The 12,859-nt window shown below is 46.0% G+C and carries 18 protein-coding genes and 1 riboswitch; of the genes, 2 read left to right on the top strand and 16 right to left on the bottom strand.

Features of this window, described 5'->3' with window-relative positions; translation table 11 throughout:
• The first annotated feature begins 54 nt into the window (after positions 1 to 54).
• Together BR62_RS0103915 and csn are read left to right on the top strand one after the other, a co-directional pair.
• Entirely contained in the window at positions 55 to 516 is a 462-nt protein-coding gene (locus BR62_RS0103915) for a DUF2691 family protein (protein WP_032869741.1), read from the top strand.
• Between the two features lie 136 nt (positions 517 to 652).
• Positions 653 to 1,489 (top strand): chitosanase, encoded by an 837-nt coding sequence (gene csn, locus BR62_RS0103910; protein ID WP_032869739.1) that lies wholly within the window; start codon positions 653 to 655, stop codon positions 1,487 to 1,489.
• A 35-nt stretch (positions 1,490 to 1,524) separates the two neighbouring features.
• Here the strand turns inward: csn and sufB are convergent, their stop codons facing one another.
• The 16 genes from sufB to BR62_RS0103835 form a co-directional block, all read right to left on the bottom strand.
• The gene (sufB, locus tag BR62_RS0103905) at positions 1,525 to 2,922 is read right to left on the bottom strand and encodes a Fe-S cluster assembly protein SufB (protein WP_007410090.1); all 1,398 of its coding nucleotides are present in this window, start codon (positions 2,920 to 2,922) and stop codon (positions 1,525 to 1,527) included.
• A 19-nt stretch (positions 2,923 to 2,941) separates the two neighbouring features.
• Positions 2,942 to 3,385, bottom strand: a complete 444-nt coding sequence (gene sufU, locus BR62_RS0103900) for a Fe-S cluster assembly sulfur transfer protein SufU (RefSeq protein WP_003151877.1) — start codon at positions 3,383 to 3,385, stop codon at positions 2,942 to 2,944.
• Entirely contained in the window at positions 3,375 to 4,595 is a 1,221-nt protein-coding gene (gene sufS, locus BR62_RS0103895) for a cysteine desulfurase SufS (RefSeq protein ID WP_007410089.1), read from the bottom strand. The genes sufU and sufS overlap by 11 nt, the downstream gene beginning before the upstream one ends.
• Entirely contained in the window at positions 4,595 to 5,908 is a 1,314-nt protein-coding gene (sufD, locus tag BR62_RS0103890; RefSeq protein ID WP_007613603.1) for a Fe-S cluster assembly protein SufD, read from the bottom strand. The genes sufS and sufD overlap by 1 nt, the downstream gene beginning before the upstream one ends.
• A 17-nt stretch (positions 5,909 to 5,925) precedes the next feature.
• Positions 5,926 to 6,711 carry a Fe-S cluster assembly ATPase SufC gene (sufC, locus tag BR62_RS0103885; RefSeq protein ID WP_003327022.1) on the bottom strand — a complete coding sequence of 262 codons (786 nt, stop codon included), beginning with the start codon at positions 6,709 to 6,711 and terminating at the stop codon, positions 5,926 to 5,928.
• 176 nt (positions 6,712 to 6,887) lie between these two features.
• Entirely contained in the window at positions 6,888 to 7,040 is a 153-nt protein-coding gene (locus BR62_RS19465; protein WP_003151857.1) for a YuzK family famiily protein, read from the bottom strand.
• 192 nt (positions 7,041 to 7,232) lie between these two features.
• Positions 7,233 to 7,610: a carboxymuconolactone decarboxylase family protein gene (locus BR62_RS0103880; protein ID WP_031306536.1), complete on the bottom strand. Its 378-nt coding sequence runs from the start codon at positions 7,608 to 7,610 to the stop codon at positions 7,233 to 7,235.
• A gap of 93 nt (positions 7,611 to 7,703) precedes the next feature.
• Positions 7,704 to 8,519, bottom strand: coding sequence for a methionine ABC transporter substrate-binding lipoprotein MetQ (metQ, locus tag BR62_RS0103875; RefSeq protein ID WP_007410087.1), 816 nt, complete (start codon positions 8,517 to 8,519; stop codon positions 7,704 to 7,706).
• 13 nt (positions 8,520 to 8,532) lie between these two features.
• Positions 8,533 to 9,201, bottom strand: a complete 669-nt coding sequence (locus tag BR62_RS0103870) for a methionine ABC transporter permease (RefSeq protein ID WP_007410086.1) — start codon at positions 9,199 to 9,201, stop codon at positions 8,533 to 8,535.
• Positions 9,194 to 10,219, bottom strand: a complete 1,026-nt coding sequence (gene metN / locus BR62_RS0103865) for a methionine ABC transporter ATP-binding protein MetN (RefSeq protein WP_003151850.1) — start codon at positions 10,217 to 10,219, stop codon at positions 9,194 to 9,196. The genes BR62_RS0103870 and metN overlap by 8 nt, the downstream gene beginning before the upstream one ends.
• Positions 10,220 to 10,324: 105 nt before the next feature.
• Positions 10,325 to 10,431: riboswitch (SAM riboswitch) on the bottom strand.
• Between the two features lie 111 nt (positions 10,432 to 10,542).
• Positions 10,543 to 10,893, bottom strand: a complete 351-nt coding sequence (locus tag BR62_RS0103860) for an SCP2 sterol-binding domain-containing protein (RefSeq protein ID WP_007410085.1) — start codon at positions 10,891 to 10,893, stop codon at positions 10,543 to 10,545.
• A gap of 96 nt (positions 10,894 to 10,989) precedes the next feature.
• The gene (locus BR62_RS0103855) at positions 10,990 to 11,310 is read right to left on the bottom strand and encodes a thioredoxin family protein (RefSeq protein WP_003151847.1); all 321 of its coding nucleotides are present in this window, start codon (positions 11,308 to 11,310) and stop codon (positions 10,990 to 10,992) included.
• 2 nt (positions 11,311 to 11,312) lie between these two features.
• Entirely contained in the window at positions 11,313 to 11,678 is a 366-nt protein-coding gene (locus BR62_RS0103850) for a toprim domain-containing protein (protein ID WP_032869737.1), read from the bottom strand.
• Between the two features lie 69 nt (positions 11,679 to 11,747).
• On the bottom strand, positions 11,748 to 11,984 hold the full coding sequence (locus BR62_RS0103845) for a YusG family protein (protein ID WP_003151845.1): 237 nt from the start codon (positions 11,982 to 11,984) through the stop codon (positions 11,748 to 11,750).
• A 54-nt stretch (positions 11,985 to 12,038) separates the two neighbouring features.
• Positions 12,039 to 12,422 (bottom strand): glycine cleavage system protein GcvH, encoded by a 384-nt coding sequence (gene gcvH / locus BR62_RS0103840; RefSeq protein ID WP_003151844.1) that lies wholly within the window; start codon positions 12,420 to 12,422, stop codon positions 12,039 to 12,041.
• Positions 12,423 to 12,481: 59 nt separating this feature from the next.
• A complete protein-coding gene (locus tag BR62_RS0103835; protein WP_003151843.1) occupies positions 12,482 to 12,838 on the bottom strand; it encodes an arsenate reductase family protein in 357 nt (118 codons plus the stop codon).
• Positions 12,839 to 12,859 lie beyond the last annotated feature (21 nt).

The following is a 12,859-nucleotide window of genomic DNA, read 5'->3' as shown; positions in this document are numbered from 1 at the left end:
ATCCAAATGGTATACCATATTATTCTAGCAAAAGCCAAAAGGAGATACGACCATATGAAACGCGGCATTACTTTTGACATCCCAAATCAATTCGGACGGTTTGCGGCAGATATATTACAACCGTTCCCCATCTCTTCCTATACGTGGTTTATCGGTGATGGAGAGGCGTATACGGAATTCAAAGAAGGCATCGATACAGACCTGTTTCCGCAAAATCAGCGCATCATTCAGGGTCAAGAACTCCGTCAGCGTCTGGAAGGAAACCCTTATTATATGATTTTTGCTGAATTGAAAGCTTTCCCGGGCGGGATGGTAACGGAAATCAATACGTACGAGGAGTATTTGGAGAGTTCCTGTGAACTTGTGCTTCTCATCGCAGATTGCTCGTATGTAACGTTATATTGCAAAGATCCGGATATGCTCGAAGCCCTTTATCAGCAGGCTGTACAATGCGGGTTTCACCGCGTTGACTATGTTACAGATGAGAATGACGCGAGAACGGGATTGTCTGTCTGATGAAGGTGCGTTCTTTTTATGAAGCGCCGGATAGGGCTTAGGTTTCAAAATATTGACAAATTCGTGTGTTTTCAACAAAAAAACAACCCCCTCATGTATACTGAGTGCGTAACTTACATATGAAAGGGGTATGGCAATGAAAATCAGTTTGAAGAAAAAAGCAGGTTTTTGGAAGAAGACGGCGGTTTCATCCCTTATTTTCACCATGTTTTTTACCCTGATGATGAGCGGTACGGTTTTTGCGGCCGGGCTGAATAAGGATCAGAAGCGCCGGGCGGAACAGCTGACCAGCATCTTTGAAAACGGAAAGACGGAAATCCAATACGGATATATTGAAGCGTTGGATGACGGAAGAGGTTACACTTGCGGGCGGGCCGGCTTTACGACGGCTACCGGAGATGCGCTGGAAGTAGTCGAAGTATACACGAAAGCGGTGCCGAATAACAAATTGAAAAAGTATTTGCCTGAATTGCGTCGCCTTGCGAAGGACGAAAGCGATGACATCAGCAATCTGAAAGGATTCGCTTCTGCCTGGCGCTCACTTGGCAATGATAAAGCCTTCCGCGCTGCCCAGGATAAGGTAAATGACAGCTTGTATTATCAGCCGGCGATGAAACGTTCAGAAAATGCCGGACTGAAAACGGCCTTGGCCAAAGCGGTGATGTACGATACGGTGATTCAGCATGGCGACGGCGATGATCCAGACTCCTTTTATGCCCTGATTAAACGCACGAACAAAAAAATGGGCGGGTCACCGAAAGACGGTACTGACGAGAAGAAATGGCTCAATAAATTCTTGGATGTGCGCTATGACGATCTGATGAATCCGTCAGATGAGGACACCCAGGACGAATGGAGAGAATCGGTTGCCCGTGTCGACGTTTTCCGCGATATTGTCAAAGAGAAGAACTACAATTTAAACGGCCCGATTCATGTCCGGTCAAGCGAATACGGAAATTTCACTATTCAATAAACAAAAAAACCCCGCCATATGGCGGGGTTTTACTATTAACCGATGGAGCCTTCCATTTCGAACTTAATCAAACGGTTCATTTCAACTGCGTATTCCATCGGAAGTTCTTTTGTGAACGGCTCGATGAAGCCCATAACGATCATTTCTGTTGCTTCTTCTTCAGAAATACCGCGGCTCATCAAGTAGAAAAGCTGTTCTTCAGAAACCTTTGATACTTTCGCTTCGTGCTCCAATGAAATGTTGTCGTTCAGGATTTCATTGTAAGGGATTGTATCAGAAGTTGATTTGTTATCCATAATGAGCGTATCACACTCGATGTTTGAACGGGCGCCGTCCGCTTTTCGTCCGAAGTGGACGATACCGCGGTATGTTACTTTTCCGCCCTGTTTGGAAATCGATTTTGATACGATTGTGGATGACGTATTCGGTGCAAGGTGAATCATTTTCGCGCCTGCGTCCTGATGCTGTCCTTTACCCGCAAGAGCGATAGAAAGCGTCATGCCGCGCGCGCCTTCACCTTTCAGAATGACAGCCGGATATTTCATCGTCAATTTAGAACCGATGTTTCCGTCAACCCATTCCATCGTCGCGTTTTCTTCACAAACCGTACGTTTCGTTACTAGGTTGTAAACGTTGTTCGCCCAGTTTTGAATTGTTGTATAACGGCAGTAGCCGCCTTTTTTGACGATGATTTCAACAACCGCGCTGTGAAGCGAGTTTGTTGTGTACACAGGAGCCGTACAGCCCTCTACGTAATGAACGCTTGCTTCTTCGTCAACGATGATCAGCGTACGTTCGAACTGACCCATGTTTTCAGAGTTGATGCGGAAGTAAGCTTGAAGCGGTGTTTCAACCTTCACGCCTTTAGGCACGTAGATGAAAGATCCGCCGGACCAAACAGCTGAGTTCAGCGCCGCAAACTTGTTATCAGTCGGCGGAATGACTTTCGCCCAGTGCTCGCGGAAAATGTCTTCATTTTCTTTCAGCGCGCTGTCTGTGTCTTTGAAGACGATGCCTTGCTCTTCAAGATCTTCTTTCATATTGTGGTAAACAACTTCGGATTCGTACTGTGCAGAAACACCGGCAAGGTATTTTTGCTCAGCTTCAGGAATACCGAGTTTGTCGAATGTCTGTTTAATTTCCTCAGGCACTTCATCCCAAGAACGCTCTGAACGCTCAGACGGCTTTACGTAATACGTAATTTCGTCAAAGTTTAAAGAGTTTAAATCCCCGCCCCACTGCGGCATCGGCATGTTGTAGAAATGCTCAAGAGATTTCAGGCGGAAATCAAGCATCCATTGAGGCTCTTCTTTCATGCGTGAAATTTCTTCTACGATTTCTTTTGTCAATCCGCGCTCTGAACGGAAAATGGAAACGTCCTTATCGTGAAAACCGTACTTGTATTCACCAATTTCAGGCATTTTTTTAGCCATCCATTTTCACTCCAATCTTTTAATTGCCGCCTTTTTCGCCAGCGACTCCTTTTTCAAGTGCTTTCCATGAAAGGGTGGCACATTTAATCCGGGCCGGGAATTTCGAAACGCCTTGAAGAGCTTCAATATCCCCGAGATCTATCGAGTCGTCATACTCTTTCCCTTGCATCATGTCTGAGAAAATCTTAGACATGGAAAGGGCGGTATCAATATCTTTTCCTTTAATCGCCTGCGTCATCATGGAAGCTGAAGCCATGGAGATAGAACAGCCTTCTCCTTCAAACTTCGCTTCCTGAACGGTATCGCCGTCAAGCTTCATTGTCAGTCTGATCCGGTCGCCGCAAGTCGGGTTGTTCATATCGACGACGATGCTGTCATCCAAAACCCCTTTGTTGCGCGGATTTTTGTAATGATCCATGATCACTTGTCTGTATAATGTATCTAAATTTGCATTAAAAGACATTTGTAAAGTACTCCTTTGTCTTTTGGAGGGCTTCCGCGAGCTTATCGATCTCTTCCTCTGTATTATACAGATAAAAACTCGCTCTCGCAGTAGCAGATACATCCAGCCATTTCATGAGCGGCTGGGCGCAATGATGGCCGGCTCTGACCGCAATGCCCTCAGCATCGAGGACAGTCGCGACATCATGAGGGTGAACCTCATCAAGATTAAATGTCACAAGTCCCGCCCGCTCTTTCGGACCGTATACCGTCACGCCGTCTAGCTGCTCGAAACGGTCAAGCGCATAGGCTGCAAGCTTATGCTCATGCCGGGAAATCTCGTCGAGTCCGATCTCTTCAAGAAAATCAATCGCGGCTCCCAATCCGATCGCGCCTGCGATAATCGGTGTGCCTGCTTCAAATTTCCACGGAAGCTCTTTCCAAGTTGATTCATAAAGCCCTACAAAGTCGATCATTTCGCCGCCAAATTCGGCCGGCTCCATATTCTCAAGCAGTTCTTTCTTGCCGTACAGCACGCCGATTCCCGTCGGGCCGCACATTTTATGGGAAGAAAGCGCGAAGAAGTCGCAATCCAAGTCCTGAACGTCGATTTTCATGTGCGGTGTGCTTTGCGCCCCGTCCACCACGATGACCGCGCCATTGTCATGAGCGATTTTGGCGATCTCTTTAATCGGGTTGATCGTGCCCAGCACGTTTGACACATGAGCGACTGCCACGATCTTCGTATGGCTTGTGACAGTCTGCCGGACGTCATCTAACGAAAGCGTGCCGTCTTCCTGCATCGGGATATACTTTAAAGTCGCGCCGGTTGCTTTTACAGCCTGCTGCCACGGAATGATATTCGCATGATGCTCCATTTGGGTGATGACCACTTCATCACCGGGTTTTAAGCTGGCGCGGGCATAGCTTAGCGCCACCATATTCAGTGAAGTTGTCGTGCCTTTTGTGAAAATGACCTCAGCCATTGATTTCGCATTGATAAACTTACGGACTTTTTCACGCGCACCTTCATAGCCGTCTGTCGCTCTCGTGCCAAGAGTATGAACGCCTCTGTGGACATTGGAATTGTATTTGCTGTAATACTGATCCACTGCTTCAATGACAGCACGCGGCTTCTGGGAAGTCGCCGCGCTGTCAAGGTACACGAGGTCATGTCCGTTCACTTGCTGATGAAGGATCGGGAACTGTTCACGAATATCGGTGATATTCATTATTTTACTTTCCTTTCGATGACGGAGACGAGCTGTTTCTTAACTCCTTCAATCGGAAGCTCTTTTACCACCGGAGCAAGGAATCCGTAAATGACTAAGCGCTCCGCTTCTTCTTTCGGAATTCCGCGGCTCATTAAGTAGTAAAGCTGGATCGGGTCCACACGGCCGACAGATGCCGCATGTCCTGCAGTTACATCGTCTTCATCAATTAAAAGAATCGGGTTTGCATCTCCGCGTGCTTTTTCACTCAGCATCAGAACGCGGGATTCCTGTTCAGCGTTTGCTTTAGACGCGCCGTGCTCGATTTTGCCGATTCCGTTAAAGATGGAAGATGCGGCATCTTTCATGACTCCGTGCTTCAGGATATAGCCTTCAGAAGCCTTACCGAAGTGGATGATCTGCGTCGTAAAGTTTTCCGTCTGTTCTCCTCTTCCGACAACTACGGTTTTCGTATCGCCGTATGTGCCGTCTCCGTAGAGGTTTGTCGTGTTTTCAGAAATCGTGTCGCCGTCGTTCATCAGTCCGAGCGCCCACTCGATTCTGCTGTCGCGTCCGCGCGCGGCTCCGCGGCGGTTAACGTATGTTGTGACGCCTGCTGACAGGTTGTCAACGGCACCGTACGTCACGCTGGCATTATCACCTGTGACCACTTCACTGATAATGTTGAATACAGCTTCTTTCGGATTCACCGTGCTGATGTAGTTCTCAACGTAAGTGACGGAGCTGTGGTCTTCAGCGACGATCAGCACGTGGTTGAACAATGCCGTGTCATTGCTTTCATGAACGTAAACGGCTTGAACAGGCGTCTCCACCTGAACGTTTTTAGGAACATAAAGGAATGCCCCGCCGTTCATTAATGCTGCATGAAGCGCAGTCAGTTTATGTTCGTCGACCTTAACGCCGTCTTTCATGAAATACTTCTCAACGAGGTCGCTGTGCTCACGGGCAGCCGTTAAGATGTCCGTAAAGATGACGCCTTTGTCTTTCAGTTCTTTGGAAAGAGAAAGGAAAGCGGGCGTTTGGTCACGCTGCACATATAACGTTTTGTCTTCGTTTTCGATATCGATCAGCGCTTTTGCTTCATCAGCTAAATCTTCTAAAGAAGCAAGCGGCGCATTTTCTACTGTATGCTTGTTGAACTTTGTAAAGTTCCAATTTGTGATTTTTGTTTTATCAGGCTTAGGCAGCGGCAGATCTTCAGCTTTTTCAAGAGCCTGTAAGCGCAGGTTTTTCAGCCAGGCAGGTTCTTGATGCTTTTCGGAAAAGCCTTTGACATATTCCTGATCTACGGATAGTTTCGTTTCCAATGTCATGATTATCCCCCTAACGCTTACGCTTCTTGGCCTACAGTTTCGTCTTCAATGCCTAGTTCTTGTTTAATCCAGTCATAACCTTCCGCTTCAAGGCGCTGTGCAAGCTCCGCGCCGCCGGATTTCACTACGCGTCCCTGCATCATAACGTGAACGACATCAGGCGTAATGTAGTTCAGAAGGCGCTGGTAGTGAGTGATCATTAAGCAGCCGAAGTTTTCGCTGCGCATTCTGTTGATTCCTTTAGAAACGACTTTAAGCGCATCGATATCAAGACCTGAATCGATCTCGTCAAGAATGGCGATTTTCGGCTCGATCATCATAAGCTGAAGGATTTCGTTGCGTTTTTTCTCCCCGCCTGAGAAACCTTCGTTCAGGTAACGCTGCGCCATTTCAGGGTCCATTTCAAGGAACTCCATGTTTTCGTCCATTTTGCGGATGAATTTCATAAGAGAAATTTCATCGCCTTCTTCACGGCGTGCGTTAATCGCAGAGCGAAGGAAATCGGCATTTGTCACACCGCTGATTTCGCTTGGGTACTGCATCGCCAGGAAAAGACCCGCCTGAGCGCGCTCGTCCACTTCCATTTCCAGTACATCCTTGCCGTCAAGCGTGATGCTGCCTTTTGTAACTTCGTATTTCGGGTGTCCCATAATCGCTGCTGAGAGCGTGGATTTACCGGTACCGTTCGGCCCCATGACAGCGTGGAATTCGCCGCCTTTTATTTCAAGGTTTACACCTTTTAAGATCTCTTTTCCTTCGATTTCAACGTGAAGATCCTTGATCGTTAATGTTGAAGCAGCCATATCTATACCTCCAAAATATATAATCATTATTCTCAATTTATTCTCATTCTAATTTTATAACAAATGAAAAGTAAATACAACTTTTTATATTACCCGGAACATTCCTAAAGTTTATCAAAGATCAAGGCGTAATTAAAGCTGTTTGAAACAGAAAAAGGGCGGAAATCCACCCTTTTTTACTGACCGATTTTCTCATTAAGCTGCGCTGCGAGGAACTTGCTTTTTTGATATTCAAGCTCCCTCTGCCGTTCGACTTCCATCCTTTTTGAAAGACGCCGTCCGTATTCCTCGTAGCCGATGCCGTGTGACTTCTGCATCGCTTTTTCCATTTCAGGCGTATAGTCAAGGTCCAGTCTCTCGTGGCTGGTGCAGATAATGAATCAATCCCTTCATATATTTGTTTCTATTGTAACAATGATCCCCTGCTCCGGCCAAAGAGAGTGTGCCCCTGAATCCTTTCGAATGTGCCGGAAACCGGCGCTCGCTTTATCTGAAAAACGGTATTCACACGATTGCTCATTCTAATGCGTCGTATGTCCGAATTCCTGAATGCACTGCTGCACGAGGGTCACTCCCTGACTGAGAGCCGCGCCGCCCCCGAATGCCGCCGCGACGCTGATGACCTCAAGGATGTTTTCTTCTGTGGCCCCTTGGTCAAGGCAGCCCTTCGTATGATAAATCATGCAAAATTCATCTTGAGCGCTGATGCTGATACCCAGAGCGATTAATTGTTTCTCTTTTTCAGTTAATGAATCCGCTGAGAAACACTGTTCAGTAAATTCATTAAACTTCCGCCCCATCATCGGCATTTTTTGTTCAAATATGCCTAAACCTTCTTTGTATTGTTTTAACGCGTCATGCACGCTTTTGCCGTTATCCTGGTATTGAGCCACTGCCATTCCCTCCAATAAGTTAACCTTCCCTTTTATTATGGACAGTTCTCCGATTAATACCCGAAAAAAACCCCGGATGACTCATCCGGGGTTTTCGCTTTATTCAGATACGGGAAGCACGGCTCCGTCGTATTTTTTCTCAATGAAGTCTTTGATTTTCTTAGAGTGAAGCACTTCCATAAGCGCTTTGATTTTCTCTGATTTTTCGTCACCTTTGCGTACGGCGATGATGTTTGCGTACGGGTTGTTTTTCGTTGATTCCACTTCAATCGCGTCTTTTAACGGATTCAGTTTGTTTTGAATCGCATAGTTGACGTTAATGAAGACTGCATCGCCTTCTTCTTCATTATATGCTTTCGCCGTTAATTCAGGGGCGATTTTTTTGAATGTCAGGTTTTTCGGGTTTTTCGTAATGTTTTTCGTAGTCGCTTCAATCGTTTTCACCTTCGGATCAAGTGTGATCAGTCCGGCTTTTTCAAGCATCGCCAGCATACGGCCTTGTTCAGCGACATTGTTAGTCATGATGATGGTCGCGCCTTTAGGCAGGTCTTTCAGTGATTTGTATTTTTTCGTGTAAATTCCGAATGGCTCAAGGTGAACGGCTCCGGCATTCACGAGTTTGTAATCTTTATTTTCCTTCATTTCCTGTTCAAGGTAAGGAACGTGCTGGAAGTAGTTCGCATCCACTTCATTATCAGCTAACGCTTTGTTGTACATTTTGTAATCGTTCAGCACTTTTACTTTTAATGTGTAGCCTTTTTCCTTCAAGAGCGGTTCCGCTTCTTTTAAGATTTCAGCATGCGGTGTTTTTGTCGCGGCGACGACGATTTCCTTTTTATTCGAGCCGTTTGATCCGCAGGCGGCCAAAACTCCCGCGAACACAAGCAGCAGCGCACTTAATACAATCTTTTTCAATGTAAATCCTCCCTTATCTTTTGTCTATTATATTTGTAATTACATCACCGATAATCTGAATGATAAAGACGATGATGAGTATAAATACTGTCGCTACAAACGTTACATCCGTATTATTGGACTGGTAGCCTTCTACATATGCAAGGTTTCCTAGTCCGCCTGAACCGATGGCGCCGGCAATGGCGGTAGATCCGATCAGGGCGATGGCCGTAACGGTGATGCCTGAAATTAACGCAGGCATTGATTCAGGAATCAGCACTTTGAAGATAATCGTCGATGTCTTTGCTCCCATTGATCTGGCAGCTTCGATGACTCCTTTATCGACTTCCCGGAGCGCAATTTCCGCAAGACGGGCGTAAAACGGCGCGGAGCCGATAATCAGCGCCGGCAATGCGGCGTTCGGTCCTAAAATCGATCCGACCAAAATCTTAGTAAAGCCGAGAAGCAGAATAATTAAAATAAGAAACGGAATAGACCTGAAAATATTAACGACCGCCGCAATCACGGTGTTAATGATTTTATTTTCCCATAAGCTTCCCTTGCCCGTTAAAAAGAGCAGCAGACCGAGAACCGCTCCGATGATAAATGAAAAAACTAAAGCGATGACCGTCATATAAAGGGTCTCGTATGTGGCCGTCCACAGCTCGGTTATATCAACGTTCGGGAACCATTTTTCAAACATTTGTGATCACCTCTGCTTCTACCTGTTTGTCTTTGATGAACCGGATCACGTTTTCTACTTCTTTTTCCTGACCGTCAATATGAATGAATAAAGAACCGTAGGCTCCGTCCTTCGTCTGTGAAATTTTCCCCTGCAGAATATTGACGTCCACATCAAAGTTTCGGATCATTTCCGTAATGAGGGGCTGCTCGGCGGCCTGCCCGACAAATGAAAGCTGAATCGTTTTTCCTGTCGCTGTTTCCTGCAGAAAATGCTGGATGGTTTCTTTCGTCTCCTCCGGTTCTGTCACCTGCTGAACGAAACGCTTGGTCATCGGTTCGCGCGGGTTTCTGAAAACTTGGAGTACTTCGCCTTCTTCAACGACTTTCCCGTTTTCCATGACTGCGACTCTGTTGCAGATTTTTCGGATGACGTGCATTTCATGGGTAATGAGCACGATCGTCAGACCGAGTCTGTCATTTATATCGGATAAAAGATCCAAAATTGAATCGGTCGTCTGCGGATCAAGCGCTGATGTCGCTTCATCGCACAGAAGGACTTTCGGATTATTGGCGAGCGCCCGGGCGATGCCGACACGCTGCTTTTGACCGCCGCTCAGCTGCGACGGATAAGATTTTTCTTTCCCCTCTAATCCGACCAGTTTAATCAATTCATCAGCGCGGCGAACCCGTTCGCTTTTTTTCACGCCGGCGATTTCCAGCGGGAACATAATGTTCTCCCGAACGGTGCGCGACCACAGAAGGTTAAAATGCTGGAAGATCATGCTGATTTCCTGACGCGCTTTTCTCAGCCCGCGGCTGCTTACTTTATTTAATTCCGTCCCCGCGACTTCCACGGTTCCCGACGTCGGCTTTTCAAGGCCGTTCAGGAGACGGATTAAGGAACTTTTACCAGCTCCGCTATATCCTATAATTCCAAATATTTCGCCCTTTTTGATATCAAGAGTGACATCTTGGACAGCATTGACATCCCCATGCTTCGCTTTGTAAATTTTTGAAACATTTTGAAGATGGATCAAAGCAATCACCCGCCTTACACTATTCTAAGAAATCTTCCGGGTTTCTCCGCAAAAGAAAAGCCTTTCTGCAAAAATGAGCAGAAAGGCTTATTGAAAAAGGCCTTTCTCTCATCTTTCAAAGCAGACCGCTTCGAGTGAATTGGCACCATTTCAACATTGTTGATGGTTGCCGGGCTTCATAGGGCACTTCCCTCCACCTCTCTTGATAAGAGAAAACATATCGTATTTTCGTCCGGAAATTCTTACTGTAGAATAGCACGGCGAATGATAAAAAGTCAATAAAATAAATATTGGAAGCTATTGTCACATAGTAGATTGGCAGTTTACGGCCGTTTACTGATCGCCTGAAAAAATCCGTTTGTCAGCCAGAGGATGGCCTCCAGCTTCAGCAGAGCTCTGAATGATCCTTTCACTTTGAGTTTTCCGCTTTGGATAAGCTTTTGCAAAGAGACATCACCATGCAGGAGATGAATGATTTCCGTCTGGTTTCCGTAAAAGGTCAAATTAGATTTTTCCTTTGAAACCGACGTTTTTCTCATTTCTCCCTGTCCGTTAATTGAGACCGTTAAGGCTTCTGTTTCTCCTTGGAATGTAATCAGCAGCGTTGAGGCGTTTAATAGCGGTTTCAAAAACAGATGCTGTCCGTCATTCTCTGAAACTTCTATTTTCTCCACTCGTATAACCTCCCGTTTTAATGGCCATACATACACTTTCTCTTTTTAACGGACAGAACCCTTTATAAACCGCACGACATTTTCCTGTAAATATTGTCACATCGGGAACGTTTGCGATGTTTTTTGTTTAATCAGCTCATATAAATAGGAAACGGAGCGGAAGGCGTATCCTTTCTCAACAAGCTCTCCGCCTTTAAACAGCAAAAAGCACGGAACGCTTTCAATCTGATAGGCTTTGGCGAATGCGGGGGAATAATTCACGTTGTTTTTATAGAAGGCGGCGCCGGGCAGCATTTCTTCGACGACAGTAAGCATTTTGGACGCCAGCTGGCATGTGCCGCAAAACGGGGTGTACAAATACAGGAGATAAACGTCATCCTGAATCGATTCGAGTTCATTTTCTTGGAGTTCTTTCATGATTACCACCTCAGGTCGTTCTTTTTCAAAAATACAGTGTCAGCATCAAAGCCGGCTCTGATCAGCACAGATGCGAGATGATGGCCCGGGCACGACTCGACTTGCCTGTATGTTCTGTCTATATAAATATGGCGCGCTTCGGGAAGCTCCCGTTTCAGCTGTTTTCTTAATTTTTCTCCGGAGTCATCTGCGTCCGTTAAAATATAGACGTCTCTGTCAAACAGGCGGTCCGCCAAATCTTCCAGTTCGGTTTGGCCGATCGTCCCGTTTGTACAGATGATTTCCGCGGGTTCGATGAGCACTTCCCTGACTTTGATTTTATCAGATTTTCCTTCTACGATAATGACCTTTTCATCTCCGTTGTACATAAGCGCGTCACCTGCCGATTGTTTTAGCGTCAGATTGAAAAAGAAGGCAGTGAAATTCACCGCCAACTGTTAACACCAGCCATTCTCATAATCGCAATCGACATATTTCGGATCGCTGCCGTTTATGACATCGGCTGTTTTATAAAATTTTTGATTTTCAAATGAAAAGCCCTGTTTGAGCTCGTACTGGTCCATGCCTGTCATCTCGCCGATGGCTTCATTTTCATGAAATAAGGAAAACCGGCCGTTTTGAAAGCGGCCCGTAACGTTCTCCGTCACATCGACCTTTTGTTTATCAAAAGCCATTTTAGACACCTCCCGTTACAGATAGAATGTCCAAATGGCCCCTTTGCTATCCGATCAGTCTTCCTGTGTCATTTCGTCATATTGCTCGGAAGTCATGAGGTTTTCGATTTCTTCAGCATCAGCCGGTTCCACGACGATCATCCACGCTTTTTCATACGGAGACTCGTTTACGAATTCAGGACTGTCATCAAGGTCTTCGTTCACTTCCGTCACCGTTCCGTTAATCGGTGCGTACAGTTCGGAAACGGTTTTGACGGATTCCACGCTGCCGAATGGCTCGTCCGCTTTAATTTCGGCGCCGACTTCCGGAAGCTCGACAAAGACGATGTCGCCAAGTTCGGCTTGCGCGAAATGTGTAATCCCGATGCGGGCTTTTCCGTCCTCAACTTTGACCCATTCGTGCTCTTTGGAATAACGCATATCTTTCGGTGTGCTCATCTAAATCCCTCCATTTTTTTCTTATAATAAGAAGATACCATAATTCTTTGAACCTGGCATTACATCCAATATTTTTCGAATTGGTCTTCTTTAAAGCCGACAGTGACTTTTTCGCCGTCTGTCGTAATCGGGCGTTTCAGGAGCATACCGTCTGATGCCAGGAGTTCGAGCTGTTCATCCTCTGACATATGGTACAGTTTTTCCTTTAAGTTCAGCTCGCGGTATTTCATTCCGCTCGTGTTGAAAAACTTTTTGAGCTCAAGACCGCTCTTTTCATAGAGGTCTTTAATTTCTTCTTTCGACGGAGTTTCCTCCGCGATATGTATTTCGTTTATTTCCTTACCGCGGTCTTCCAGCCATTTTTTCGCATTACGGCACGTTCCGCATTTAGGGTACCAGTAAAAATTTAACGACATCTTCTTCACCCCTTGTAAATG

It is taken from the genome of Bacillus sp. UNC69MF (assembly GCF_000746035.1).
GTDB lineage: Bacteria > Bacillota > Bacilli > Bacillales > Bacillaceae > Bacillus > Bacillus velezensis.
Note: the sequence above shows the minus strand (reverse complement) of the source record. Positions and strands in the feature narration are given on the sequence as shown.

Bases quoted from the DNA above. Each gene is read 5' to 3' on its own strand.
- BR62_RS0103915 (WP_032869741.1), top strand. From the start codon at position 55: ATGAAACGCGGCATTACTTTTGACATCCCAAATCAATTCGGACGGTTT.
- csn (WP_032869739.1), top strand. From the start codon at position 653: ATGAAAATCAGTTTGAAGAAAAAAGCAGGTTTTTGGAAGAAGACGGCG.
- sufB (WP_007410090.1), bottom strand. From the start codon at position 2,922: ATGGCTAAAAAAATGCCTGAAATTGGTGAATACAAGTACGGTTTTCAC.
- sufU (WP_003151877.1), bottom strand. From the start codon at position 3,385: ATGTCTTTTAATGCAAATTTAGATACATTATACAGACAAGTGATCATG.
- sufS (WP_007410089.1), bottom strand. From the start codon at position 4,595: ATGAATATCACCGATATTCGTGAACAGTTCCCGATCCTTCATCAGCAA.
- sufD (WP_007613603.1), bottom strand. From the start codon at position 5,908: ATGACATTGGAAACGAAACTATCCGTAGATCAGGAATATGTCAAAGGC.
- sufC (WP_003327022.1), bottom strand. From the start codon at position 6,711: ATGGCTGCTTCAACATTAACGATCAAGGATCTTCACGTTGAAATCGAA.
- BR62_RS19465 (WP_003151857.1), bottom strand. From the start codon at position 7,040: ATGGAAAAAGCGATGCAGAAGTCACACGGCATCGGCTACGAGGAATAC.
- BR62_RS0103880 (WP_031306536.1), bottom strand. From the start codon at position 7,610: ATGGCAGTGGCTCAATACCAGGATAACGGCAAAAGCGTGCATGACGCG.
- BR62_RS0103870 (WP_007410086.1), bottom strand. From the start codon at position 9,201: ATGTTTGAAAAATGGTTCCCGAACGTTGATATAACCGAGCTGTGGACG.
- BR62_RS0103855 (WP_003151847.1), bottom strand. From the start codon at position 11,310: ATGAAAGAACTCCAAGAAAATGAACTCGAATCGATTCAGGATGACGTT.
- BR62_RS0103850 (WP_032869737.1), bottom strand. From the start codon at position 11,678: ATGTACAACGGAGATGAAAAGGTCATTATCGTAGAAGGAAAATCTGAT.
- BR62_RS0103845 (WP_003151845.1), bottom strand. From the start codon at position 11,984: ATGGCTTTTGATAAACAAAAGGTCGATGTGACGGAGAACGTTACGGGC.
- gcvH (WP_003151844.1), bottom strand. From the start codon at position 12,422: ATGAGCACACCGAAAGATATGCGTTATTCCAAAGAGCACGAATGGGTC.
- BR62_RS0103835 (WP_003151843.1), bottom strand. From the start codon at position 12,838: ATGTCGTTAAATTTTTACTGGTACCCTAAATGCGGAACGTGCCGTAAT.